Here is a 24,513-nt window from a genome sequence, read left to right as displayed (position 1 = left end):
CGGGCGCACGGGCGCAGGGGTGGCTCACTCCCGGTCCGGACGACCCTCCCCGTAGAGCCAGTCCTCCCAGATCCGGCCGAAGTCCTTGTCCGGCGCCGACTTCTCCACGTACGCCGTGAAACCGGCGGTGTCCGCGGTGCCGTGACGGTGTGTCCGCGCCCAGCCGCGCAGCAGGTCGAAGAAGGCGTCGTCGCCCACCGTCCGCCGGATCCGGTGCAGGACCATCGCGCCGCGCCAGTACACGGGCGTCGCGGAGATGTTCGCCGCGTCCGGCGGCTCGGCCGGCGGGAAGGCCCACAGCGCCTCGTTGCTCTCCGCGTCCGGGAAGTACGAGCCGGCGTACAGCAGGTCGAAGGTCTCCTGCGCGGTGTCGCCGCCGTGGTCCTCCTGCCACAGCCAGTGCGCGTACGTCGCGAAGCCCTCGTTGAGCCACATGTCCCGCCAGGTCCGCGGGGTCACGGAGTTGCCGTACCACTGGTGGGCGATCTCATGGACCAGCAGCAGGATGTCGGGGGCGCCGGGGAAGACGGGCCGGTTCTGGGTCTCCAGGGCGTATCCGACGTCCTCCGGGCGGTCGACGACCGCGCCCGCGGAGGCGAAGGGGTACGGACCGAAGATCCGCTCTCCCCACGCCACGACCTCGGGGATCCGCTTCAGGACCGCGCGGCTCGCCGCCGCCTGTGCGGGGTCGACGGCCGTGTACACGGGCAGCCCGTCGGGGGTCCGGGTGCGCTCGGTCTCGTACTCGCCGATCGCGACGGTGGCGAGATAGCTCGCCATCGGCTCCCCGACCCGCCACCGGTACGCCGTACGGCCGCCCCTGGTCTCCTCGCCCACGAGCTCCCCGTTGGACACCGCCCGCAGTCCCTTCGGGACCGTGACCGTGATGCTGTACGTCGCCTTGTCGGAGGGGTGGTGGTTGCCCGGGAACCAGGCCATGGAGCCCGTCGGCTGCCCCAGGGCCAGCGCGCCGTCGGCGGTGGGCAGCCAGCCCTCCTCGGAGCCGTCCGGGTCGGTGACGGTCTCCGGGGTGCCGGAGTAGCGGACGACGACGCGGAACCGCTGGTCCCGGTCGAGCGCGTCACGCGGGCGGACGGTCAGCTCCTGGCCCTCACGGCTCCACCGCGCCTCCGTGCCGCCGACGGTGACCTCCTCGACGTCGAGCCCCTGGAGGTCGAGGTTCAGCGCGGCGAGGTCCTGCGTCGCGCGGGCGTCGATCGTCGCGGTGCCGGTGAGCCGACGGGCGCGTGGCTCGTAGGCGAGGTCGAGGGCGTAGTGGGTGACGTCGTAGCCGCCGTTGCCGGACTTCGGGAAGTACGGGTCGCCCGCGCCGGTCCCGCCGGTGCGGTCGGCACCGGGCCCGGAGCCGCTCACGCACCCGGCCGCCGACACCGCGAGCAGGGCGGCGGCTACGGTGCGAGCGGCCGGGCGGAGGCGGAAAAGGCGCACGTCGGGATCCTATGAGGGGCCGGTGCGCGGCGCCGTGACACCATCACCCACGTGCTCGACATCGGCTACGCCCTCTCCAACCGCTTCCCCGACCCGCCGCAGACCGACTACCGCCGCGCGGACGTCCACGCCCTGCGCCACGACCTGTTCTGCGGTGACGTCTACCTCGCCGACACCGAGTCGGACCGGGAGCTGTCCACAGCCTGGGGATGGGTGCCGGTGCTCGACTTCGCGTGGGCACTGTGCGACATCGTGGAGCGTGTCGACCGGGACCCGGCCGGCTCGCGCGCCGCTCGGCCGCAGCGCGCGGAGCTGGACTTCACCGAGTCCACCGACCGGCTGCTGTTCGAGCGCCGGTTCGGCTGGGTGGACATCGAGGCGGAGTGGCTGCCCGCCTCCGAACCACCGCTGACCTTCTCCCACACGGAGCTGCGCCGCGAGGCCCGCGACTTCCTCCACGACCTCCTCGCCGACCTGACCGACCTCCACGACGCGCTCGCCGAGAACCCGGCCATCTGGACCTTGCAGGCCGGCTTCCCCCGCATCCCCTGACACCGACCGCCCACGGCCCTCCCGGGGAGCCACGCTCCCGCACACGGCACCGCGGGCGTCACGGCAGCAGCGCCGGACGCTCCCGGCCCCGCCGCCCCTGTCCCATGACACCGACCGCCCCCTCCGCGATCGGCCCCTCGGCGTCACCCACCACCTCCACACCAGGCACGGCACCCACTCCCCAGGCCCCACGCAGCCCCGGGCCCCCAACCGCGCGGCCGCCCTCCCGCCCACGCGGCACAGGACCCAGCCACCCCCCGGCGCCGACGGCCCCCTCCACACCTCGCGCGGCACCGCCTCCCCCAAGGCCTGACCCGGCAGCCCCGGGGGACTACCCCCGCCACCGCACGGAACGCCCCCTCGCCCACGCGGCACAGGACCCAGCCGGCGCACCCCCTCCAGCGCGGATCGCGCCCCGCGGCCGCGGGCCTCCGCCCCGGCGCATGAGCTGACGGGACAGCCGCGCCGGGCGCACCGAGCACCCCCGCCTCACCCCTCCACGCGGATCCCCAGCTCCCCCGCCAGTGCGGGCGCCAGGTCGAGCAGCTGGGCCGTGCTGATGACCGCCCCCGACAGCCGGTCCACGCCCCGCGCGATCTCCAGGGACGCCGCGCCCCGCAGGTCCACGTCCTTCAGCGTGGCGCCCGAGAGGTCCGCGCCCTTCAGCGTGCAGTCCACGAACTCCACGCGCTCCAGCCGCGCCCCGCCGAAGTCCGGCTCGACCAGGACACAGCCCTCGAAGACCACGTCCTTCAGCCGCGACCCGCGCAGATTCAGGAAGTCGAGCTTGCCGCCGCGGACCAGCACCCGCTCCAGCCCCGCCCCATGCAGCTGCGTCCCCCCGAGCCGCGCGTCGGTCAGCTCCACATCGCGCAGGGTCGCCTCCGCGAGGTCCGTGCCCACGCCCCGTACCCCGGACAGCACCGAGTCCAGCAGCCGCGCCCGGGACAGCCGTGTCTCGTCCAGGACGCACTCCCTCAGGGCGCAGTCCATGAAGCGCGCCCCGCCGCCGTCCTCCCCCGCGAGGTCCGTCTCCCGGAACTCCACGCCGTCGTAGTCCCCGTCCGGCTCCAGCCCACCCCCCTCGTACCGCTCCAGCGCGGGCAGCCGCAGCTCCGGGCGCCGCGCCGCCTTCACCCCCGGTCCGCCTGCCGCTCTCCGCACCATGGCCCCATGCTGCACCCCGCCACTGACAATTCCCCTGACCTGCGAAAACCCCGCGCATGTCACATTCCGGGGCCCTCGCTCCGTCTCATCCACACAGCCGGAACCGACCGACCGAGGGAGACCACCGGACATGCACCGCATCACCGTCATCGGCGGCGGCTTCGCCGGACTCACCGCGGCCATCACCGCGGCAGAGGCGGGCGCGAAGGTCACCGTCCACGAGGCCCACCACACGCTGGGCGGCCGCGCCCGCACCGCCGAGGGCCCCTACCGGACGAACGAGGGACCGCACGCCCTCTACAACGGCGGCCCGCACTGGGCCTGGCTGCGGCAACGCGGCCTCATCGGCCCGCTCGCCCCGCTCCCGCCCCTGGAGGCGGCCCGGCTGCGCCTGCGCCACCGGGGAGCCCTGCGCCGTACCCCGCCCTTCGCGATGCTGAAGCTGCTGCGCCGCGGCGTCGCGCGCGCCCCCGTCGACACCGACTTCCTCACCTGGGCCACCGGGATCGCCGGCGAGGAGGGCGCACGGGCGGCCGCCCACTACGCGGCGGTCGCGCTGTTCCACCACGACCCGGGCTCCCTGTCCGCCGCGTTCGTGCAGGAGCGCCTGCGCCGCGCCACCAGGCTGCCCCCGGAGGCCCACTACCCGCGCGGCGGCTGGGGCGGCCTCATCGACCGGATGGCCGCCCGCGCGTGGAACCTGGGCGTGCGGATGGAGACGCTGTCCCGCGTCGACACGGTGCCCACCGACACCCCCGTGGTCGTGGCCACCTCCCTGGACGCCGCCCGCCGGCTCCTCGGCGACCCCTCGCTGACCTGGCCGAGCGGCCGTACCGTCCTGGTCGACCTGGCCCTGCGCACCCGGCGCGGCGACGCGTTCGCCGTGTCCGACCTCGACGCGCCGGGCTGGCTGGAGCGGTTCACCGCCCAGGACCGCACCCTCGCCCCGGCCGGGGAGCAGCTGATCCAGGGCCAGATCCCCATCGGTCCGGGCGAGTCCAAGGCGGACGGCACCGCCCGCGCGGAGGAGCTGCTGGACCTGGCCTACGAGGGCTGGCGGGAGCGGGTCACCTGGCGGCGGCAGGCGGTGGCGAACGGCCGTACCGGCGCCGTCGACCTGCCCGGCACCAGCTGGCGCGACCGGCCCGCCGTCGACCGCGGGGACGGCGTCTACCTCGCCGGTGACCAGGTCGCCGCCCCCGGCGTGCTCTCGGAGGTGTCCTTCAACAGCGCCCTGACGGCCGTCTCGCTCGCCCTCGGCCGGAACGCACTTGACCTCAAGCATGCTTGAGGTCGCACCGTGGGGATCGTGGCGGCGCGCACACCGGCGCCGCCCCCGGTTGCCGCACCCGAGACCGCGCACCGGCCACCGACCCCTGGGGGAGCCATGCACGCCATCCGTCTGCACGCCTTCGGCCCGGCCGAGAACCTCACCTACGAGGAGACCGAGGACCCTCGGCCGGGCCCGGACCAGGTCCGCATCGCCGTCCGGGCGGCCGGTGTCCATCTCCTGGACGCCGCCCTGCGCCGGGGCATGCGGGGCCCCGGCCCGGCGCCGGCCACGCTGCCCACCATCCCCGGCCGCGAGGTCGCCGGCGTCGTCGACGCGGTCGGCGAGGGCGCACCCCGGGATCTGCTCGGCCGCCGTGTGGTGGCCCACCTCGGCTTCGTGCCCGGGGGCTACGCCGAGCTGGCCGTCACCGGCACCGGCCGGCTGCACGAGATCCCCGAGCGGCTGGACTTCGCCCAGGCCGTCGCCATGATCGGCACGGGGCGTACGGCGATGGGGATCGTGCGGTTCGCCGAACCCGGCCCCGGTGACGTGATCGTCGTCCCGGCGGCGGCCGGCGGCATCGGCACGCTCCTCGTGCAGTACGCCAGGAACGCCGGCGCCACCGTCGTCGGACTGGCCGGAGGCCCCGCGAAGACGGCCCGCGTGGCGGCGGGCGGCGCCGGCCTCGCCGTCGACTACACGGCCCCCGGCTGGACCGACCGGCTCGAGGACCTGCGCGGCAAGGTCACCGTCGTCTACGACGGTGTGGGCGGCGACGTCGCCCGCGCGGTGGTCGGTCTGCTCGCGCCCGGCGGCCGGCACATCGTCTTCGGCTGGTCGGCCGAGGGCATCGAGAGCGACCGCCCGTACCTCGTCGAGGGCGTCTCGGTCAATGTCCTCGGCGCCGAGATGATGCGCAAGGCAGGCGGCCCCGACCCCGTGCGCACCCTCGAACTGCGTGCCCTCGCCGAGGCCGCCGCCGGCCGGCTCACCCCCGCCGTGCAGCGCTTCCCGCTCGCCGAGGCCGCCGCCGCCCACCGGGCCCTGGAGAACAGGGCAACGACGGGAAAGGTCGTCCTGGAGCCCTGACTAGGGCCCTGTCGCCCCCGGGAAATCCACGGGCCCCCGGCCCCGTACGCCACTACCGTGCGAGACGTGATCGACGTCCCCGCGGAACTCGCCGCCACCCAGGAGAAGTACAACAAGGAGGCCGGCCGGGCCTTCATCGCCGCGCTGCCGGATCTGGCCGCGCGGTTCCTGGACCGCTGGGAGCTGCGCGTCACCGGGGCGCCCATGCACGGCGTGAGCGCCCTGGTCCTCCCGGTCGACCGCGCGGACGGCACACCGGCGGTGCTGAAGCTCCAGATCCGCGACCACGAGAGCGAGGGCGAGCCGACCGCCCTGCGCCTGTGGAACGGCGACGGAGCGGTCCGGCTCCTCGACCACGACGAACCCACCGGCACCATGCTCCTGGAACGCCTCGACGCCTCCCGGATGCTCGCGCACCAGCCCGACGTGCACGAGGGCGTCCTGGTGATCGCCCGCCTCCTCGCCCACCTCCACACCACCCCGGCACCCGAGGGCATGCGCCGCCTGAGCGACATGACCGCGTCCATGCTGGAGCGCACCCCCCGCGCGCTGCCGCGCATACCGGACCCGGCTGCCCGCCGCCTCGTCGCCGACTGCGCGGCCGCCGTACGCGAGGTCGCCGACGAGCCCGGCGACCGGCTGCTCCACTGGGACCTGCACGACGAGAACGTCCTCGCCGCCGACCGCGCCCCCTGGCTCGCCATCGACCCCAAGCCCCTGGCCGGCGACCCCGGCTTCGACCTCTGGCCCGCCCTGGCCAACAACTTCGACGCCGAGGACGTCCGCTGGCGCTTCGACGCCATGACGGACGTCCTGGGCCTCGACCGCGCGCGGGCGCGCGCGTGGACATACGGGCGCCTGCTGCAGAACTGCCTCTGGGAGACCGAGGAGGGCCGCCCCCTGGACGACAACGACCTCGAAATCGCCCGCCGCCTGCGCGGCACCCCGGGGTAGCGACCGCGCGGCAACGGTAAATCCCGCCCGAGGAAGTGCTCCGCGGCGGCGGTCGCAGGGCTGGCTGGACACCGTACGTGCTGCCGCTCGCGCAGGCGTTCCTCGCAGACCGCTCACAGACACGTTCCAAGATGAACAGCTGGAACTTCTGGTAGGGCTGGCCCCAACGGCAGAAGGATGTGGAGATACCTACCGACCGGGATCCGGAAGTCGGCAAACCGCGCCGCCGCTACGTCGCGGCCGGGCGCCGATACCTGCGCCTGGCCCGAGGCTGTCTCCCACCGCCGTCGGGGAGGACCAGTGAAGACGAACCCCACCCGAGGGCTCGCCATCGCGGCGGGCCTGGCTATCGTCGCGCTCACCGCAGCCGTGTTCTGCCTGTCCTATACGCACCTCGCCGAGGTCGCCCTCGCCCACGGCATGGACGGCAAGGAAGTCCGCGCATGGGCCTGGCCCACCACCCTGGACCTGTTCATCGTCGCCGGAGGAATCCTCATGCTCCGGGCCGCCCTCGCCGGACGCGTCGACCGGCGGGCGATCGGCCTGACCGTGGTCGGGTCCGGCGGTACACGCCCGCCGCGGAGCAAACGGCGAGCGAGGGCTACTACCGCGGCGCCCGGTACTTCGGCGCGCTCCAGATGCTCGCCGAGCCCACCGGCCGGCGGATGGCCGGGAAGTGGGTGGGGTTCGGCAAGGACTTCGACGTCAACACCGGCCCGTGGGAGCTCCGTCTCCTGGATACGTCGACGGACAAGGCCACGCTGGCGTCGTACAACCGGCCGCCCGAGGAGCAGTAAAGGGGCGGGCATCGACTGCCCGCCTCTCCAGTGAAGCCCGGCCGACGGGGGCCTGGCTCGGGTCAGGCAGTGACGGCTGCGGCCACCTCGGGCGGCACCGGCGGGGTGTGGAAGTCCTTGAGCTTCCATCCGGACCAGGTACCGGGCCCCCGGCCGGTGTTGTTGGACAGCTGGTGCCGCTCCCCTGCCCAGTCCGCGACCTGGTGCGTGCGGGCTGCCCAGTCGGAGACGAGGTCGAGGTCACCGCTCTCGGTGGCGTGCTGAAGGACGGCCCGGTGCAGGGAGTCGTCACCGTACCGTTCGGCGACGGCGAGGATCGCCCGGCGTTCCGCCTTCGACGCGGCCTGCACGCGGTCAAGAGCTACAAGCGGGGCTGCCCGAAGCCGTGCCAGAAGGGCTGTGGGAGGAACACGACCTGGTGCTCTGCCAGCCCGACGAACGGCCGATCGGTGATGAAGCTGCTCGGGCACACGCAGCTGCGCGTCTCCATCGCAACTGGGAGTGCAACTGTCCTGGAAACAACACTGCGGGCTCCCGAAGGAACCCGCAGGTCAGACAGTGAGCCCCCTGTCGGATTCGAACCGACGACCTACGCATTACAAGTGCGTTGCTCTGGCCAGCTGAGCTAAGGAGGCACCGCGCGGCGCGCGCGAAGGCTGGTCCACTGTACACAGTGGCGGTTTCGCCGAGCCACGCACTTGTGGGGCCGGGCCCCGTCCGTCAGTCCACCGCGTACTCGAAGGTGTACGGCACCTTCGTCTCGCCGTGCCGGTAGGTGAAGCCGCCCGTGCCGCGCAGGCCCGCGAGCTCCCCGGTGCCGGATCCTTCCACGACCTCGAAGGTGCAGTGGACGGTGCCGTCGCTCGTGAAGCGGCCGCGCTCCTCGAGGGCGAAGGTGCCCGCGCGGCCGTCGACGCGGCCGGTGAGGAGTTCCATGCCGGCGAAGGCGCCGGTCGTCCCGGTGAGGTAGGCGACCGTGTAGTCGCAGGTGGTGGCCTCGGCCTCGATGCCGCCCGAGAAGGCGTTGGTGACCGTGGCGTGCGCGAGCCGGGGGAAGGTGTCCTCCGCGGTGACGGCGGACTCCTTCCAGTCCGCGAAGGTGAAGTGTCCGGTGGTGGTGGCGGTGGTGGTGGGCATGAAAGTGGTGTCCCTTCCGAGGTGAACGGCGCGTCGGCCCGGGTGAACGGGCGCGTCCCGCCACTGTCGCGGCCGTACCTGACATCTTCTGTCAGGTACGGCGGGACAATGGCCCCATGCGTGCCGACCGGCTTCTCTCCCTGCTCCTCCTGCTGCAGAACCGCGGCCGGATGACCGCCCCCGAGCTGGCGGCGGAGCTGGAGGTGTCGGTCCGCACCGTCTACCGGGACATCGACGCGCTCGGCGCCGCCGGGGTGCCGGTGCGGGCCGACCGCGGGCCCGAGGGCGGCTACCGCCTGATGGAGGGCTACCGGACCCGGCTGACCGGGCTGACGGACGCGGAGGCCGGTTCGCTGGTCCTGGCGGGGCTGCCGGGGCCGGCCAGGGATCTGGGGCTCGGCGCTGTGCTGGCGAGTGCCCAGCTGAAGGTCGAGGCGGCCCTGCCGGGCGGACTGGCCGGGCAGGCGCGGCGGGTGCGCGAGCGCTTCCACCTGGACGCCCCGGCGTGGTTCCGGGACGCCGACCCCGTACCGCATCTGGAGCCGATCGCGCGGGCGGTGTGGGAGCAGCGGGTGCTGCGGACCCATTACCGGCGCTGGCGCGGCGAGGTGCACCGGGAGGTGGGCCCGCTGGGGCTCGTGCTGAAGGGGGGCATCTGGTACCTGGTGGCGCTGGCGGAGGACTCCGTACGCGCCTACCGGGTGTCGCGGTTCCAGTCGGTGGCGGAGACCGGCGAGGGGTTCACCCGGCCCGCCGGGTTCGACCTGGCCGCCTACTGGACCGAGTCCGCCCGCCGGATGGAGGCGGCGACGCGGCACGGCACCGCCCGGCTGCGGCTGTCACCGCGCGGGCAGAAGCTGCTGCCGATGCAGTTCGGGGCGGCGGGAGCGCGGGCCCTGGCGGACGCGGGGCCGCCGGACGGGGAGGGCTGGGTGGAAGTGGAGGTGGATGTGGAGTCGGAGGCGGTGGCGACGGGCGATCTGCTGCGGCTCGGCGTCGACGCGGAGGTGCTCGGCCCGGCGAACCTGCGGCAGGCGGTCGCGGCGGCGGTGGCGGTGCTGGCGGACCGCTACGCGAGCGAGCGGTGACGGCCACGAAACCGAATGGTCATCCACCGGATCGAATGTTTCCGCGAAATTCACCCCCTGGAACTACTGACAGACCAGGTGAACGCCAGGTAGCGTCCTGAGCCAGTTCACTCATGTGGACCACACCACAACGGAACAACCGTCGTGGCACCTTCCTACTCGGATCGTCCGGCACGTTCCTGCCGGTAGAAGGGGACCATTCACCATGGCCACTGTCACGTTCGACAAGGCGACCCGGGTCTACCCCGGCTCCACCAAGCCCGCCGTCGACGCCCTGGACATCGAGATCGCGGACGGCGAGTTCCTCGTCCTCGTCGGCCCGTCCGGCTGCGGCAAGTCCACCTCCCTGCGCATGCTCGCGGGACTCGAGGACGTCAACGGCGGCGCCATCCGCATCGGTGACCGCGACGTCACCCACCTGCCGCCGAAGGACCGGGACATCGCCATGGTGTTCCAGAACTACGCGCTCTACCCGCACATGTCGGTCGCCGACAACATGGGCTTCGCCCTGAAGATCGCCGGCGTCAACAAGGCGGAGATCCGCAAGAAGGTCGAGGAGGCCGCGAAGATCCTCGACCTCACCGAGTACCTGGACCGCAAGCCGAAGGCTCTGTCCGGTGGTCAGCGCCAGCGTGTCGCGATGGGCCGCGCCATCGTGCGTGAGCCGCAGGTGTTCCTCATGGACGAGCCGCTGTCCAACCTGGACGCCAAGCTCCGTGTGTCCACCCGTACGCAGATCGCCTCGCTCCAGCGCCGCCTGGGCATCACCACGGTCTACGTCACCCACGACCAGGTCGAGGCCCTCACCATGGGCGACCGCGTGGCGGTCCTCAAGGACGGTCTGCTCCAGCAGGTCGACACCCCGCGCAACATGTACGACAAGCCCGCGAACCTCTTCGTCGCCGGCTTCATCGGCTCCCCCGCCATGAACCTGATCGAGGTCCCGATCACCGACGGCGGCGTGAAGTTCGGCAACTCGGTGGTGCCGGTGCAGCGCGACGCGCTCACCGCGACCAGCGACAAGACCGTCACCGTGGGCGTCCGCCCCGAGCACTTCGACGTGGCCGGCGCCGACTCCGACCAGGGCGTCGCGGTCACCGTCAACGTCGTGGAGGAGCTGGGCTCCGACGCGTTCGTGTACGGCACCGCGCAGGTCGGCGGCGAGGCCAAGGACGTCGTGATCCGCGTCGGCGGCCGTGACGTGCCGGAGAAGGGCAGCGAGCTCCACGTCGTGCCGCGCTCGGGCGAGACCCACGTGTTCTCCACCTCCACCGGCGCCCGCCTCTCCGACTGAGCCGAGCCGCCCCCAGCGACGGACACGGAACCCGAAAGGGCCCCGCAGCACACTGCGGGGCCCTTCCCGTTGCCCACGTTGTCGACAAATACCCCGGCACAACGGGTATTTCCGGCGCACTCGTCAACGCGCCGTGCGGAATCCGGGGTTCCTTGTCCCCCGTAACGGTGACGGAATGTTTCCTCGTCGCTACCGGACGCTACCCTCACTCGCGTGAAGCACTCCACTACCCCTCAGACGCGACGCGGCCGGGGCCCCGCCCGTCGGATCGGCCGCTCCCTCGCCCTCGTCCTGCCCGTCGTCCTGGTGCTCTCCGGGACCCTCGCCGTCGCACGGGTCGACTGGTCGGGAGCTCCCACGAGCCCGGTGCTCACCGCCGCCGACACCTCCGCCGCCGACACCTCCGCCTCCGGCGCCTCGTCGCGGGCCGGCGCACGCGCGCCGCAGGAGGTGCTGCGCGAGAAGCTGCTCGTCCAACTCCACAAGGAGAACCCGGGCGTGGCGCTCACCCAGCTCCAGCAGGCCGTGAACGACCGCCCGTCCCTGGCGAAGCACTGCGCCTCCATCGCCCGCTCCCTGGGCAGGGCCGCGGTCCGCGTCTACGGCCCCACCAAGGCCCAGTCCTACGCCCGCCCCGTCTGCGACACATCCTTCGCAGCCGGCGTAGTAACGGCCGCCAGGTAGGCCAACCCCGCTGCGGGCAGTCGTGCCTCCCCCAGAGCCTTCAGGGCCTGGGAGGTACCCCCAGGGCGGCACGGGTAGGCGATGGGGGTACCTCCCGCTCGAGCGAAGCCGAGAGTGGGGGGAGGCGCCCCGCAAGCGCCGGGCTGCGCTGCGCCCCCCGGCCCACACCACCACCGAGGACCACAAAGCCCAGGCCGGCCACCGTCACCCGCCACGCCGGCGCCGCGTAAAGTGCGGCCCATGACCGACCCGCGCGCCGCCACCCGCCCCACGCAAGCCGTCGTCCTGGCCGGCGGCCAGGGCTCCCGGCTCCGCCCGTACACCGACGACCGTCCCAAGCCGATGGTCGAGATCCCCGGTACCGGAACCCCGATCATCGGCCACCAGCTCACCTGGCTCGCCGAGGAGGGCGTCACCGACGTCGTCGTCTCCTGCGGCCACCTCGCCGAGGTGCTGCAGAAGTGGCTGGAGACCGCCGACCTCCCCGTCTCCGTCACCACCGTCGTCGAGACGGAACCCCTCGGCCGGGGCGGCGGACTGAAGTACGCCGCCGCGCACCTCCCGCACCCGGACCGGCCCTGGTACGCCACCAACGGCGACATCTGGACCCGTTTCTCGCTGCGGGACATGGCCGACTTCCACACCGAGCGGGACGCCGTCGCGACCGTCGCCCTGGCCCGGCCGCGCCTCCCGTGGGGCGCGGTGCGCACCGACGGTTTCGGCCACATCACCGACTTCATCGAGGCCCCGCCGTCGCCGTTCGAGATCAACGCGGGCGTGTACGTCTTCTCCCCCGAGTTCGCCGGCCTGCTCCCGGAGCGCGGCGACCACGAGCGCACCACGTTCCCGCATCTCGCACGGGAACGGCGCCTTGCCGGGTTCCCGATCCCCCAGGGCTCGTACTGGCGGGCGATCGACACCGCGAAGGACCTCACGGAGGCGGCCAAGGAACTCACGGCGCAGAGCCGCTGATCCCGGCCTCCGCCCGCCCGTCCAGCCGTCCCCCCGCCCGTCCGTCACATCGTCCGTGCCCCGTCCGTCAGTGACACGACGCGGCGGCACCGTCGCGTCGGACGGATGACGGGAAGGGACCGCACGATGCTGACCGACGTCATGTACGTGACGATCAATGTGACCGACCAGGACCGGGCGCTGAGGTTCTACACGGACCGGCTCGGCCTGGAGAAGCGCGTCGACCATCCGGGCCCCGACGGACGCTTCCTCACGGTGGCCGTCCCGGGCAGTGCCCTGGAACTCATTCTGTGGCCGCGCGCGGCGGCCGCCGGACAGCGGGCCGGTGAGGGACCGGGCACGGCGCTCGGCACGGTGTTCCTCGAATCGGACGACCTGCGCAAGGACTTCGCGGTGTGGCGGGACCGCGGGGTGACCTTCGATCAGCCCGAGCCGGAGGACTACCCGTTCGGGGTGCGCATCGAGCCGTCGACCCGGACGGCAACCGGATCGCCCTGCGCCAGCGCGCCACCCGCACGAGCGGGACGTGACGGCCGCAGGCCGGACGTAGGGCACGGCACAAACGGGGTCCCGCACGGCCGACAGCACCATGCGGGACCCCGTGGCCGTACGCGGATGGCGTCCCCTACCCCAGCAGCCCGCCCACGAGGCCCGGCCTCCCCGTGGAGCCGCCGCTGCTGTCGCTCGGGGTGCCGCCGCTGCCGCCGGACGCTCCGCCGCCGCCCGAGGTGGGCCCGGAGGTGGTGCTGGGTGCCTGGCCCGCCGGGGAGGACTGCTGGGGCGGGGCCTGTCCCGCGGTGCCCTGGGTCTGGCTGGGCGCGCCGGTGACGGCCCCGGCGCCCTGGGTCGCCCCGGGCGTGGTGGCGCCGGCGGTGGGGCTCGCCGGGCCCGACCCCGAAGTGGCGCCCTGCGTGGGCGAGCTGGAGGCGGACGGGGTCCCCCTCTCCTTCGGACGCGCACCCGACTCCTTCGGCAGCGGCGACCCCGGGAGTTCGTTGCGCGGGGCCTCGCCGGGCTCGGGGACGACCACGCGGTCGGCGTCCCGGACCGCGCCGCCGAGCATCGAGCCGACGAGCATGGTCAGCCCGCACACCACGACGGTGATGAGGGCACCGCGGCGCAGCACATGGCGCCGCAGGTCCCAGATGTCCGCGCGGGGGCCGAGCCGGCGCCAGGCCCCGCTCGCGAGGCGCCCGTCGACGGAGTAGACGGGGGCGCCCGCGATGATCAACGGCGACCAGGCCGCGAGGTAGATGATGTCGGGCGTCTCGTACGCGGGGACGCTCTTCCAGCTGACGGTGACCAGCAGCGCCGCCGAGAGCGCCGCCCCGACGACCGCGGCCACCCGCTGCCAGCAGCCCAGGACGGTCAGGACACCCACGACGACCTGGGCGAAGGCGATGGCCAGACCGGAGCCCACGGGGTGCTCGAGGGCGAACTGGCGCAGCGGCTCCGCGGCTTCCCAGGGGTGCAGGGTGTGCAGCCACTTGACCATGGAGCCGCGCTCGCCCCCCTCGAAGTAGAGGGGGTCGCAGAGCTTGCTCATCCCGGCGTAGACGGAGATGCCGCCGAGGAAGACGCGCAGCGGGAGCAGGACGACGCCGAGGTTCATCCGGCGGCCGGGGTAGTACGCGTGCCGGGCCGGGTCGTCGCCGTGCCGCCTGCCGTGCCGGCCGGTGATCGCGAACGCGTCGTCGGCGGGCTCGTCGTGGTCCGGGTCGTCGTACGCCGGGGCGTAGCCGGGTTCGTCGTCGGCGCTGCCGACCGTGCGCATCGGGGGCAGCAGGGGCCCGTCGGACGGGTGGCGCTGGATGCCGACCAGCGGGGTTTCGAGCGTCTGGGTGGCCGGGCCGTCGTCGTACCCGGGGTCCGCGCGGGGCAGGACCCGGGTGGCGCCGGTGTCCGTGAACAGGTCGTCGGCGTGGCGGACGCCCTCGTGCTGCCGCACGGCCTGGAGCAGTCGGTGGGCGCCGGTGTCGTCGGGTGCGGACCGGCCGCTCCAGACGACCGGCCGGCGGCGGGCGGCGGGTGACCCCGGCGTGCCCACGCTGGTGACGACGGGGATGCGGGCGGTGTCCGCGACGGCGCTGACGTGCCGTGCGATCCGCGGCGAGGGGGCACGCCGCGCCGAGGCGCCCAGCTGCACGCGGAAGCTGACGTGATTGACGATGACCTGCGCCGGATCGCTCGGCACCTTCACCATGCTCAGCGCGGGAGCGTCGTCGAGTGCCGACGAGCGGTCCCCCGTGGGTGTGCGGGGTGTTCTGGTGTCCACACTCATCTAACCGAGTGACATGCCGTTAGGACACTGCCTTGACCGGCCGGGCGTGTCCGGACCGCGTCAAGCTCGTACGGACCACCGGAAACACTCCATGTGGGTGACACACCCGAACACCCGTTCAGGCCCGCGGACCCCGCCCGTCAGCTCCGCGCACCCGACCCGTCAGCCCCGCCGACCTGGGGCCCGTCAGCTTCGCCGGCGCGCCGCCTCGTACAGCACGATGCCCGCCGCGACACCGGCGTTGAGCGACTCCGCGCCGCCCGGCATCGGGATCCGCACCCGCACGTCGCAGGTCTCGCCGACCAGCCGGGACAGCCCCTTGCCCTCGCTGCCGACGACGATGACGACCGGCCCGCCCAGCGCGTCCAGGTCGCCGAGCTCGGCCTCCCCGTCCGCGGCCAGGCCGACGACCGTGATCCCGGCCTTCTTGTACGCCTCCAGCGCGCGCGTCAGATTGGTGGCGCGCGCGACCGGCGTACGCGCCGCCGTACCGGCGGACGTCTTCCACGCGCCGGCGGTCATCCCGGCCGCGCGCCGCTCGGGGACGACGACGCCGTGCCCGCCGAACGCCGACACCGACCGGACGACCGCGCCGAGGTTGCGCGGGTCCGTCACCCCGTCGAGGGCCACGATCAGCGGGTCCTGCCCCTCGTCGTGGGCGCCCGCGACCAGGTCCTCGGGGTGCGCGTACTCGTACGGCGGGACCTGGAGGACCAGACCCTGGTGGTTCAGGCCGTTGGTCATCCGGTCGAGCTCGGGGCGCGGCGCCTCCATGAGGTTGATGCCGCCGCGCTCGGCCGCGAACTGGAGCGCCTCGCGCACCCGCTCGTCGTTGTCGATGAACTGCTGGACGTACAGCGTGGACGCGGGCACGCCCTCGCGCAGCGCCTCGACGACCGGGTTGCGGCCGACGACGAGCTCGGAGGTCGAGCGGCCCCCGCCGCGCCGCTGCGGGGTGCGGCCCTGGGCGCGGCGCGCCTTCGCCTGGGCGGCCCGCTGCTTGGCGTGGCCCTTGCGCATCTCGGCGGGCGGCGTGGGCCCCTTGCCTTCCAGGCCCCGGCGCCGCTGGCCGCCACTGCCGACCTGCGCGCCCTTCTTGCCGGACATGCGGCGGTTGTTCGCGGCCATGAGGTATCCGTCTCCGTGAAGTCGTGGGCGGTGCTGATGTACGCGGCTGCTGGTGTGCGTACGTCAGTGACGTGTGCCCGTGTGCCTGTGAGCTGTGCCCGTGTGTCTGTGCAGTGTGCCGCCCGGAGGCCCGGGCGGCACAGTCGATCTTCGAACGCCGAGGTCGGCGCCGGTGAGGTCCGGGCCGCTCAGCGCGGGCCGAGGCTCCATCGCGGCCCCTGCGGGCTGTCCTCGATGACCAGACCGGACTGGTTGAGCTGGTCGCGGATGGCGTCCGCGGTGGCCCAGTCCTTGCGCGCCCGGGCGGCCTCCCGCTGGTCGAGCACCATGCGGACCAGCGTGTCGACCACGCCGTGGAGGTCCTCGCCGCGGTCGCCCTCGCCGGCCCACTGCCCGTCCAGCGGGTCGAGACCGAGCACGCCGAGCATGGCGCGGATCTCCGCGAGCCGGGCGACGGCCGCGTCCTTGTCGTCGGCGGCCAGCGCGCTGTTGCCCTGCCGGACGGCGGTGTGCACGACGGCGAGCGCCTGCGGGACGCCCAGATCGTCGTCCATCGCCTCGGCGAACGCGGGCGGCACCTCGGCGGCGGGCTCGACCGGGCCGCCGGCGAGCTCCACCGCGCGCTGCACGAAGCCCTCGATCCGCGCGAACGCGGACTCGGCCTCGCGCAGGGCCTCCTCGCTGTACTCGATCATCGACCGGTAGTGCGGGGTGCCGAGGTAGTAGCGCAGCACGATGGGCCGCCAGCGCTTGACCATCTCGCTGACCAGCACGCTGTTGCCGAGCGACTTCGACATCTTCTCGCCGCTCATGGTGACCCAGGCGTTGTGCACCCAGTACCGGGAGAACTCGTCGCCGTAGGCCTGGGCCTGGGCGATCTCGTTCTCGTGGTGCGGGAAGATCAGGTCCAGTCCGCCGCCGTGGATGTCGAAGGCGCTGCCGAGGTACTTGTGCGCCATCGCCGAGCACTCCAGGTGCCAGCCGGGCCGCCCGCGCCCCCAGGGCGTCTCCCAGCTCGGCTCGCCGGGCTTGACCGCCTTCCACATCGCGAAGTCGCGCGGGTCCCGCTTGCCGGTCTCGCCCTCGGCGGAGGGCTGGAGCAGGTTGTCGAGCTCCTGGTTGGACAGCTTCAGGTACCCGGGGAACGAGGTGACGGCGAAGTACACGTTGCCGTCCGCCTCGTAGGCGTGCCCGCGCTCGATGAGGCCGCGCATCATCTCGACCATCTCGGTGATGTGGCCGGTGGCGCGCGGCTCGTAGGTCGGGGGCAGGCAGCCGAGGGCGCGGTAGCCGTCGCCGAAGGCGCGCTCGTTCTCGTAGCCGATGGCCCACCACGGGCGGTTCTGCTCGGCGGACTTGGCGATGATCTTGTCGTCGATGTCGGTGACGTTCCGGATGAACGTCACCTCCAGGCCGCGGTACTCGAACCAGCGGCGCATGATGTCGAAGTTCAGGCCCGAGCGGATGTGCCCGATGTGGGGTGCCGCCTGCACGGTGGCACCGCACAGGTAGATCGAGACACAACCCTGCCGGAGCGGGGTGAAGTCACGGATCTGCCGGGCGCTGGTGTCGTACAGGCGAATAGTCACGGGACCAGGGTAGTAGGCGCGGGGGCGTGCGCGGTGCGCGCCGCTTTGTTTCGGGGACACATGTCCACGCGCGGGCCCGGCGGGGGGCGATTGTCCACGCGCGGGCCCGGCGGGGGGCGATCGCGCAGTTCCCCGCGCCCTCAGGGAAGGGCGCTCACCCCTGTGGGACCACCAGGGCCGTCGCCACTGCCATCAGGCCCTCGTTCCTGCCGGGGAAGCCCAGGCCGTCCGTCGTGGCACCGGAGACCGAGACCGGGGCGCCCGCCGCCTCGGAGAGGAGCTTCTGGGCCTCCGCGCGGCGCTTGCCGATCTTCGGGCGGGGGCCGACGACCTGGACGGCGATGTTGCCGATGCGGAAGCCGGCCGCGCGGACGATGCGCGCGGCCTCGGTCAGCAGGGTCACGCCCGAGGCGCCGGACCATTCGGGGCGCCCGGTGCCGAAGTGCTGCCCCAGGTCGCCGAGGCCCGCGGCGGAGAAGAGCGCGTTGCAGGCGGCGTGCGCGACGACGTCCGCGTCGGAGTGCCCGGCGAGCCCGGGGCCCTCGCCCTCCCATTTCAGGCCGGCGCACCAGAGTTCGCGGCCCTCCTCGAAGGCGTGGATGTCGGTGCCGATGCCGACCTGCGGCAGCGGGTACGGCGCGGGTGGCTCAGAAGCCATCGTTGAGCCTCCTGCGCGCCAGGACCGCCTCGGCGAGGACCAGGTCGAGGGGGCGGGTGACCTTGAAGGCCTCTTCATGCCCGGGGACGGTGACGACGGTGAGGCCGAGCTGTTCGACCATGCTCGCGTCGTCGGTGACGTTGTCCTTCACCGTGTCGTGCGCGCGCACGAGGGTGGCCCGGTCGAAGCCCTGCGGGGTCTGCACCGCCCGCAGCAGGGACCGGTCGGGTGTGGCGACGACGGGTTCCGGCTCGTCGGGTCCGGCGGCGGGCTCGACCTGCTTGACGGTGTCGGCGAGCGGCAGCGCCGGGACGACGGCGGGCGCCCCGTCGCGTACGGCCTCGATGACGGCGTCGACGGTGTCCACCGGGACCAGCGGGCGGGCCGCGTCGTGCACCAGGACGATGTCGTATCCGGCGGGCAGCGCGTCCAGGCCGAGCTTCACGGACTCCTGGCGGCTCTCACCGCCGGGGACGACGAGGAAGTCGGTGCGCTCGGGCAGCGCGTGCGCGTCCAGCAGCGTCTTGACCTCGGCCGCGCCGTCGGGCGGGGCCACGACGACGACCAGGGAGACGGCACGGGAGTCGGCCATCGCGCGGATCGCGTGGATGAGCATGGGCGTGCCGCCCAGCGTGCGCAGCGCCTTCGGGGCGCCCGGACCGAGGCGCACCCCCCGGCCGGCGGCCGGGATCACGGCCGCCGTGCGGGCGGTCGTACGGCCGGACGCGGGGGTCGGGGACGGCGGAGGGAGGGGATCGTCAGTCATCGGTTCCTGTCAGGTTTGTGTGCTCGGGCTACGTGGGTATGGCCTGGGCGTACCCCCTGCTCCGGGAGCGGGGGGAGTGCCGGGCGTGACGCCTTGACCAGCCCTTTCCGTGACCATGGTCGAGTCGCCGGCCCGGACCCGGCGCGCCGGGGGGTGGGGGCGTGAGTGATGCCACACTCCGCACCGCGGCGCAAGTGCAGCGTACGTTCGGTGTCGGGATACGAACATGCCGCAGCGCCCGGCGACGTCCATGACGTCATCGGGCACCGCGGCATTTCGATGTGCTTCGATGTACTGAGGTTCCGGCTGCCGAGTCCGGGGTGCCGAATCCGGGCCGCCGCGCTCCGCCGAGCGAGCGGTGCCGTCATTCCGGCGACGCCATGACTCAGGAGGCGTGCCTCAGGAGGCGAGAACCTCGTCGAGCAGGGCCTCGGCCTTGTCCTCGTTGGTGTTCTCAGCGAGGGCCAGCTCGCTGACCAGAATCTGACGCGCCTTGGCGAGCATGCGCTTCTCACCGGCGGAAAGACCACGCTCCCGCTCACGACGCCACAGGTCACGCACGACTTCCGCGACCTTGATGACATCGCCCGAGGCGAGCTTCTCGAGATTTGCCTTGTAACGACGGGACCAGTTCGTGGGCTCCTCCGCATACGGTGCGCGCAGCACCTCGAAGACCCGGTCCAGCCCGTCCTGACCGACCACATCACGTACGCCGACGAACTCCGCATTGTCCGCTGGCACACGTACCGTCAGGTCACCCTGGGCGACCTTCAGCACCAAGTAGGTCTTGTCCACGCCTTTGATCTGGCGAGTTTCGATAGCCTCGATCAGCGCGGCCCCGTGATGGGGATAGACCACGGTGTCGCCAACCTTAAACGTCATGTGACAGGTACCCCTTCCGTGGCTATCCAGGGTAACACGGATACGGCGGCATCTGAATGGCGTTTTCGCAGGTCAGGGCCATTCTCGGGGCTTGACAACAGCAACAGGAACGTGCTTCGGGCGCCTAGCGGAAGCAGGTATTCGCAGGTGAGAGCCGCTCTCCGGCGCAAGTGAATCGGGCCGGTCACACGCATCGAGAGGCTCGCCCGAGCGGCCGATTCTCCCCATATGTCCGGTTCTGCATGCTCGACTTCCGCTACTCCGTTCGGTGAGCGGAGCCCGGTTCCGGCCGAATCCGGAATTGATCACACGGTGTGAGGATCCGGGCCGGTGATCAATTCTCAGGCCGCCGATCATTCGTTCACGGAAAATGCGCGAGCATCGGAATGGCCCGGAAGTGGGAGGCGGAAGTGACGCGTGTTTACCCATGAGTCATCCGCCGGGTGAACCGCGCCGCGATGAGGGCTACCGAGGCGATCTTGCGCCGTATGGGGAGGGTCGGGTGCGGGCGCGGGGGAACGGCTCGGTAACCTGAGGCCGCTGACAGACACTTAGGGCGGCTTTACCCGGGTCGCCAAACGCTAGAGTCAAGGAGTTGCCGCCGCCGTGAGCAGCAGCCTTCGACGCGGCGCCCTCGCCGCCGCCGCCATCGCGTTCTCGATCGCCTCGCTCTCCGCGTGCGCGGCCGGCCACAACGCCCAGACCCTGCAGGTCCAGCCGGACAACGCCGCGACCACCGTGGGCGACATCAAGATCCAGAACGCCATCGTCGTCACCCAGCCCGACCTCGAGTCGACCGGCCCGGCCGTCGTCTCGGCCACGCTCTTCAACCAGGGCGACACCGACCAGACGCTGGAGTCCGTCACCCTCCCCGGCACCGGCAAGACCGCCGAGCTGTCCCCCGCCGAGGGCGGCAGCCTCACCGTCCCGGCCGGCGGCTCGCTGATCCTGGGCGGCGAGGGCAACGCCGCGGCCGTCCTGCCCAGCAGCCGTGAGGCCGTCCAGGACGGCAACGCGCAGCAGGTGACCTTCACCTTCAGCGAGACCGGTGAGGTGAGCCTGCGGGCGTTCGTCTACCCGGCGGAGAGCTTCTTCGCAAGCTGGGGCCCGAGCGAGATCCCGGCGGCGCCGGGCGCCTCCGCGGAGACGTCCACGGAGCCGACGGCGGAGTCCTCCGACGAGCCGGCCGCCGGCAGCACGGACGAGCCCACCGGCAACACGGACGAGGCGACCTCCTCCGACGCCCCGGACACCGAGGTCCCCGCCGGCACCGCCTCCGACGCCAGCTCCGCCAGCGCCCCGGCCAACGGCTGACGGCTGACGGCACGCAACAAAGGGCGGGACCTCCTGGTCCCGCCCTTTCGCGCAGCTGCGGGCACTCACCGCGCCTGCGGGCAGCCGTGCCTCCCCCAGTGCCTGAAGGGCCTGGGAGGTGCCCCCAGGGCGGCACGGGTGGGCGATGGGGGTACCTCCCGCTCATGGGGGTACCTCCCGCTCGAGCGAAGCCGAGAGTGGGGGAGGAGCCGAGAGTGGGGGAGAAGCCGAGAGTGGGGGAGGCACCCCGTCGGCGCCGGGCTGCACAACACCCCCGTCCCAGCCCCAACGCACCCGCACCCCCCTGAGGCCGGCCTACGGCTCGAACTTGTACCCAAGCCCCCGCACCGTCACCAGATACCGCGGCGCCCCCGGATCCGGCTCGATCTTCGCCCGCAACCGCTTCACATGCACATCCAGCGTCTTGGTGTCACCGACATAGTCCGCCCCCCACACCCGGTCGATCAGCTGCATCCGCGTCAGCACCCGCCCCGCGTTCCGCAGCAGCATCTCCAGCAGGTCGAACTCCTTCAGCGGCAGATCCACCTTCGTACCGCCCACGGTGACCACATGCCGGTCGACGTCCATCCGCACCGGCCCCGCCTCCAGCGCCGCCGGCGCCACCTCCTCCGGCTCCCCGCGCCGCCGCAGCACCGCCCGGATCCGGGCGACCAGCTCACGCGAGGAGAACGGCTTGGTCACATAGTCGTCGGCCCCTATCTCCAGGCCGACAACCTTGTCGATCTCACTGTCCTTCGCCGTCACCATGATGACGGGAACATTCGAGCGGCCGCGCAGCTGACGGCACACCTCGGTGCCCGGCAGCCCGGGCAGCATCAGGTCCAGCAGTACGAGGTCGGCGCCATTGCGCTCGAACTCGTCGAGTCCATCGGGCCCGGTGGTCGCGACGGCGACCTCGAAGCCCTCCTTGCGGAGCATGTACGACAGGGCGTCGGAGAAGGACTCCTCGTCCTCGACGACGAGCACACGGGTCACGGAAGGACCTCCGGGGAGGGAAGCGTTTCGTACGCGGTTGAATCGGAAGAGTGGGGTGAGTGGGACGCCCGTCGGGCCTCGCCGTCGAGGCCGTCGGTGTCGTCGTCCCGGTCGGACATCCTGTGGGCGCGGTCGCGGGCCGCTCGGGCCTCCGGCAACCGCAGGGTGAAGGTGGAACCCTGGCCCTCGGCGCTCCACACCGTGACTTCCCCGCCGTGCGAGGCGGCCACGTGCTTCACGATCGCGAGGCCCAGTCCCGTACCGCCGGTGGCACGGGAGCGTGCGGGGTCGACGCGGTAGAAGCGCTCGAAGATGCGCTCCTTGTCCTTGTCGGAGATGCCGATGCCCTGGTCGGTCACGGCGATCTCGATCAGGTCCCCGCCGGGCTGGGCCACCGAACGGGCCGCGATGCCCACGCGGGTGCGGGCGGGCGAGTAGTTGACCGCGTTCTCGACGAGGTTGCCGAGGGCGGCGGCGAGCTGGCCGCGATTGCCCCACACCCGCAGGTCGGCGGCGCCTCCCGCGGCCATGGTGATCTCCTTGGTGCCCGCCTGGTGCCGGCAGCGGTCGATGGCCTCGGCGACCAGTTCGTCGACGCGGACGGGTTCGGCGTCCTCCAGCGGGTCGTCGTTCTGCACCCGGGAGAGGTCGATGAGTTCCTGCACCAGGTTGGTCAGCCGGGTGGCCTCGACCTGCATCCGCCCGGCGAAGCGCTCCACGGCCTCGGGGTCGTCGGAGGCGTCCGTCACGGCCTCGGACAGCAGCGACAGCGCGCCCACGGGGGTCTTGAGCTCGTGGCTGACGTTGGCTACGAAGTCGCGTCGTACGGCTTCGATGCGGCGCGCCTCGGTGAGGTCCTCCACGAGCAGCAGAACGAGCCGGGAGCCGAGCGGCGCCACCCGCGCGGACACCGCGAGGGCCTCGCCGCGCCCGGTCCCCCGGCGGGGCAGGTCCAGCTCGACCTGGCGTATCTCGCCGTCGCGCCGGGTGTCGCGGGCCATCTTCAGCATGGCCTCCACGGTGAGCTTGCCGCCGCGCACCAGTCCGAGGGCGTACGCGGCGGAGCTGGCCTTGACGACGCCGTCGGCCTCGTCCAGGACGACGGCGGACGAGCGCAGCACGGACAGCACGGTGTCCACACCCGGGGGAAGCACCGGGTCGGTGTGCAGGGAGGTGCGCGTGGGGCGCCGTTGTTCGCGCTCACTGAAGCGGAACGCGAGCGTCGCGATGACGCCGGTGAGCACTCCGGCGATCGCGGCCACTGCGGCGACCGCCGCGTTCACGTCCATGCGTCCAGGTTAGGCATGGGGCGGCCGGTGCCCACAGCCGTCGGCGGGCGAGCTCGGACACTCGTCGCCCAGAGTTCACCTCGGAGCCAGGGATGGTTCATTTGGGATGACGGAACCGGACGCGTGGCGGACGCAACGTGGGAGCGTGGGCAGGAGCCCGGGCCCACGAAGCCCGGACGGACGCACGAGAGGAACCCTGATGCGGGACGCGTACCACGAGGAACTGGATTCGATCGGCGACGGTCTGGTGGAGATGGCCCGGCTGGTCGGGTCGGCGATCGGGCGCGCCACGACCGCGATGCTGGACGCCGATCTGAAGCTGGCGGAGAGCGTGATCGAGGCCGACCAGAAGGTCGACGAACTCCAGCACGACCTGGAGGCCCGGGCCATCGCCCTGCTGGCGCGCCAGCAGCCGGTGGCGACGGACCTGCGCATAGTCGTCACCTCGCTGCGGATGTCGGCGGACCTGGAGCGCTCCGGCGACCTGGCGCAGCATGTGGCGAAGCTCGCGCGGCTGCGTTACCCGGAGCGCGCGGTCCCGCGCGATCTGCACGCGACGATCCTCGAGATGGGACAGCTGGCGCAGCGCCTGATGGCGAAGGCGGCCGAGGTGATCATCACCAAGGACGTGGACCTGGCCCTCCAGCTGGAGCAGGACGACGACGCGATGGACCTTCTCCACCGCACGCTCTTCCAGCACCTGATGGACGACCGCTGGAAGCACGGCATCGAGACGGCCGTCGACGTCACGCTGCTGGGCCGCTACTACGAGCGCTTCGCCGACCACGCGGTCTCGGTCGCCAAGCGGGTGGTCTACCTGGTCACCGGCGAACACGCGGACGAGATCCAGGCGGACCTCCCGACGGAGATCCAGACGGTGCCGGGGGACAAGGGCGCCTGACCCCGGCCGGGGCGGGCGTGATCGGGGGCTGCGGGCGTGCGCGGGACGCGGCCTGCCCGGGACGCGGCATGCCCGGGACCCGGCATGCCCGGGACCCGGCGTGCGCGGGACGCGGCGTGCGCGGGACGCGGCGTGCGCGGGACTGCAGGCGTGCGCGGGGCGGGTCCGAGGCGCGGACGAGCCTCCACGGCCCTCGATGCGCCGTTGTTGCGCGGTTGCCGGTGCCGGCGGGCCGGGCATCCCATGGTGAGAG

Annotated in this window: 22 protein-coding genes, 1 tRNA gene and 3 pseudogenes; 13 read left to right on the top strand and 13 right to left on the bottom strand. The window is 72.8% G+C overall.

Annotation, left to right across the window (positions count from 1 at the left end; genetic code table 11):
* Positions 1–24: 24 nt before the first annotated feature.
* Entirely contained in the window at positions 25–1,449 is a 1,425-nt protein-coding gene (locus AC5L3C_RS20460) for a M1 family metallopeptidase (protein WP_493650223.1), read from the bottom strand.
* 51 nt (positions 1,450–1,500) lie between these two features.
* On the opposite strand from AC5L3C_RS20460, the gene AC5L3C_RS20455 reads away from it, so the two are divergent.
* A complete protein-coding gene (locus tag AC5L3C_RS20455; RefSeq protein WP_493650222.1) occupies positions 1,501–2,001 on the top strand; it encodes a hypothetical protein in 501 nt (166 codons plus the stop codon).
* Between the two features lie 489 nt (positions 2,002–2,490).
* Here AC5L3C_RS20455 and AC5L3C_RS20450 read toward each other — a convergent pair whose 3' ends face one another.
* Entirely contained in the window at positions 2,491–3,168 is a 678-nt protein-coding gene (locus AC5L3C_RS20450; RefSeq protein ID WP_493650221.1) for a pentapeptide repeat-containing protein, read from the bottom strand.
* A 130-nt stretch (positions 3,169–3,298) separates the two neighbouring features.
* Here AC5L3C_RS20450 and AC5L3C_RS20445 point away from each other — a divergent pair, with 130 nt between their 5' ends.
* The 5 genes and pseudogenes from AC5L3C_RS20445 to AC5L3C_RS20425 all read left to right on the top strand — a co-directional run.
* A complete protein-coding gene (locus AC5L3C_RS20445) occupies positions 3,299–4,459 on the top strand; it encodes an NAD(P)-binding protein (protein ID WP_493650220.1) in 1,161 nt (386 codons plus the stop codon).
* 96 nt (positions 4,460–4,555) lie between these two features.
* Positions 4,556–5,530, top strand: coding sequence for a zinc-binding dehydrogenase (locus AC5L3C_RS20440; protein WP_493650219.1), 975 nt, complete (start codon positions 4,556–4,558; stop codon positions 5,528–5,530).
* Between the two features lie 57 nt (positions 5,531–5,587).
* A complete protein-coding gene (locus AC5L3C_RS20435) occupies positions 5,588–6,484 on the top strand; it encodes an aminoglycoside phosphotransferase family protein (protein ID WP_493650218.1) in 897 nt (298 codons plus the stop codon).
* A gap of 177 nt (positions 6,485–6,661) precedes the next feature.
* A pseudogene (locus tag AC5L3C_RS20430) lies at positions 6,662–7,009 on the top strand (DUF2637 domain-containing protein); the annotation flags it as partial.
* A 56-nt stretch (positions 7,010–7,065) separates the two neighbouring features.
* Positions 7,066–7,281, top strand: a pseudogene (locus AC5L3C_RS20425) (XRE family transcriptional regulator); the annotation flags it as partial.
* Between the two features lie 62 nt (positions 7,282–7,343).
* Here the strand turns inward: AC5L3C_RS20425 and AC5L3C_RS20420 are convergent.
* The 3 genes from AC5L3C_RS20420 to AC5L3C_RS20410 all read right to left on the bottom strand — a co-directional run bounded on the left by AC5L3C_RS20420 (position 7,344) and on the right by AC5L3C_RS20410 (position 8,418).
* Entirely contained in the window at positions 7,344–7,631 is a 288-nt protein-coding gene (locus AC5L3C_RS20420) for a hypothetical protein (RefSeq protein WP_493650217.1), read from the bottom strand.
* A gap of 211 nt (positions 7,632–7,842) precedes the next feature.
* Positions 7,843–7,916, bottom strand: a tRNA-Thr gene (locus AC5L3C_RS20415).
* Between the two features lie 85 nt (positions 7,917–8,001).
* Positions 8,002–8,418 carry a DUF3224 domain-containing protein gene (locus AC5L3C_RS20410; protein WP_493650216.1) on the bottom strand — a complete coding sequence of 139 codons (417 nt, stop codon included), beginning with the start codon at positions 8,416–8,418 and terminating at the stop codon, positions 8,002–8,004.
* A gap of 116 nt (positions 8,419–8,534) precedes the next feature.
* Here AC5L3C_RS20410 and AC5L3C_RS20405 point away from each other — a divergent pair, with 116 nt between their 5' ends.
* The 5 genes and pseudogenes from AC5L3C_RS20405 to AC5L3C_RS20385 form a co-directional block, all read left to right on the top strand.
* Positions 8,535–9,506, top strand: coding sequence for a helix-turn-helix transcriptional regulator (locus AC5L3C_RS20405; RefSeq protein WP_493650215.1), 972 nt, complete (start codon positions 8,535–8,537; stop codon positions 9,504–9,506).
* Positions 9,507–9,711: 205 nt separating this feature from the next.
* The gene (locus AC5L3C_RS20400) at positions 9,712–10,800 is read left to right on the top strand and encodes an ABC transporter ATP-binding protein (RefSeq protein ID WP_493650214.1); all 1,089 of its coding nucleotides are present in this window, start codon (positions 9,712–9,714) and stop codon (positions 10,798–10,800) included.
* A gap of 213 nt (positions 10,801–11,013) precedes the next feature.
* Complete coding sequence (locus tag AC5L3C_RS20395) at positions 11,014–11,484, top strand: hypothetical protein (protein WP_493650213.1); 471 nt, start codon at positions 11,014–11,016, stop codon at positions 11,482–11,484.
* A gap of 240 nt (positions 11,485–11,724) precedes the next feature.
* The gene (locus AC5L3C_RS20390; protein ID WP_493650212.1) at positions 11,725–12,456 is read left to right on the top strand and encodes a nucleotidyltransferase family protein; all 732 of its coding nucleotides are present in this window, start codon (positions 11,725–11,727) and stop codon (positions 12,454–12,456) included.
* Positions 12,457–12,561: 105 nt separating this feature from the next.
* Positions 12,562–12,846, top strand: a pseudogene (locus AC5L3C_RS20385) (VOC family protein); the annotation flags it as partial.
* A gap of 235 nt (positions 12,847–13,081) precedes the next feature.
* Here AC5L3C_RS20385 and AC5L3C_RS20380 read toward each other — a convergent pair.
* The 6 genes from AC5L3C_RS20380 to AC5L3C_RS20355 form a co-directional block, all read right to left on the bottom strand.
* Positions 13,082–14,737 carry a DoxX family membrane protein gene (locus AC5L3C_RS20380; RefSeq protein ID WP_493650211.1) on the bottom strand — a complete coding sequence of 552 codons (1,656 nt, stop codon included), beginning with the start codon at positions 14,735–14,737 and terminating at the stop codon, positions 13,082–13,084.
* Between the two features lie 186 nt (positions 14,738–14,923).
* Positions 14,924–15,865, bottom strand: a complete 942-nt coding sequence (gene rlmB / locus AC5L3C_RS20375; protein ID WP_493650210.1) for a 23S rRNA (guanosine(2251)-2'-O)-methyltransferase RlmB — start codon at positions 15,863–15,865, stop codon at positions 14,924–14,926.
* A 188-nt stretch (positions 15,866–16,053) separates the two neighbouring features.
* A complete protein-coding gene (gene cysS / locus AC5L3C_RS20370; RefSeq protein ID WP_493650209.1) occupies positions 16,054–17,454 on the bottom strand; it encodes a cysteine--tRNA ligase in 1,401 nt (466 codons plus the stop codon).
* Positions 17,455–17,608: 154 nt separating this feature from the next.
* Positions 17,609–18,112, bottom strand: coding sequence for a 2-C-methyl-D-erythritol 2,4-cyclodiphosphate synthase (gene ispF, locus AC5L3C_RS20365; protein ID WP_493650208.1), 504 nt, complete (start codon positions 18,110–18,112; stop codon positions 17,609–17,611).
* Positions 18,102–18,878, bottom strand: a complete 777-nt coding sequence (gene ispD, locus AC5L3C_RS20360) for a 2-C-methyl-D-erythritol 4-phosphate cytidylyltransferase (protein ID WP_493650207.1) — start codon at positions 18,876–18,878, stop codon at positions 18,102–18,104. The genes ispF and ispD overlap by 11 nt, the downstream gene beginning before the upstream one ends.
* Before the next feature lie 399 nt (positions 18,879–19,277).
* Entirely contained in the window at positions 19,278–19,760 is a 483-nt protein-coding gene (locus AC5L3C_RS20355; RefSeq protein ID WP_003953493.1) for a CarD family transcriptional regulator, read from the bottom strand.
* A 606-nt stretch (positions 19,761–20,366) separates the two neighbouring features.
* On the opposite strand from AC5L3C_RS20355, the gene AC5L3C_RS20350 reads away from it, so the two are divergent.
* The gene (locus AC5L3C_RS20350) at positions 20,367–21,074 is read left to right on the top strand and encodes a copper chaperone PCu(A)C domain-containing protein (RefSeq protein ID WP_493650206.1); all 708 of its coding nucleotides are present in this window, start codon (positions 20,367–20,369) and stop codon (positions 21,072–21,074) included.
* A gap of 315 nt (positions 21,075–21,389) precedes the next feature.
* Here the strand turns inward: AC5L3C_RS20350 and phoP are convergent, their stop codons facing one another.
* Together phoP and phoR are read right to left on the bottom strand one after the other, a co-directional pair.
* Positions 21,390–22,070, bottom strand: coding sequence for a two-component system response regulator PhoP (phoP, locus tag AC5L3C_RS20345; protein ID WP_030829297.1), 681 nt, complete (start codon positions 22,068–22,070; stop codon positions 21,390–21,392).
* Positions 22,067–23,359 carry a two-component system sensor histidine kinase PhoR gene (gene phoR / locus AC5L3C_RS20340; protein WP_493650205.1) on the bottom strand — a complete coding sequence of 431 codons (1,293 nt, stop codon included), beginning with the start codon at positions 23,357–23,359 and terminating at the stop codon, positions 22,067–22,069. Before phoR ends, phoP begins: the two co-directional genes overlap by 4 nt.
* 199 nt (positions 23,360–23,558) lie before the next feature.
* Here phoR and phoU point away from each other — a divergent pair, with 199 nt between their 5' ends.
* Positions 23,559–24,260 carry a phosphate signaling complex protein PhoU gene (gene phoU / locus AC5L3C_RS20335; RefSeq protein WP_125505620.1) on the top strand — a complete coding sequence of 234 codons (702 nt, stop codon included), beginning with the start codon at positions 23,559–23,561 and terminating at the stop codon, positions 24,258–24,260.
* The last annotated feature ends 253 nt before the right edge of the window (positions 24,261–24,513 follow it).

The organism is Streptomyces speibonae (genome assembly GCF_984686075.1).
Note: the sequence above shows the minus strand (reverse complement) of the source record. Positions and strands in the feature narration are given on the sequence as shown.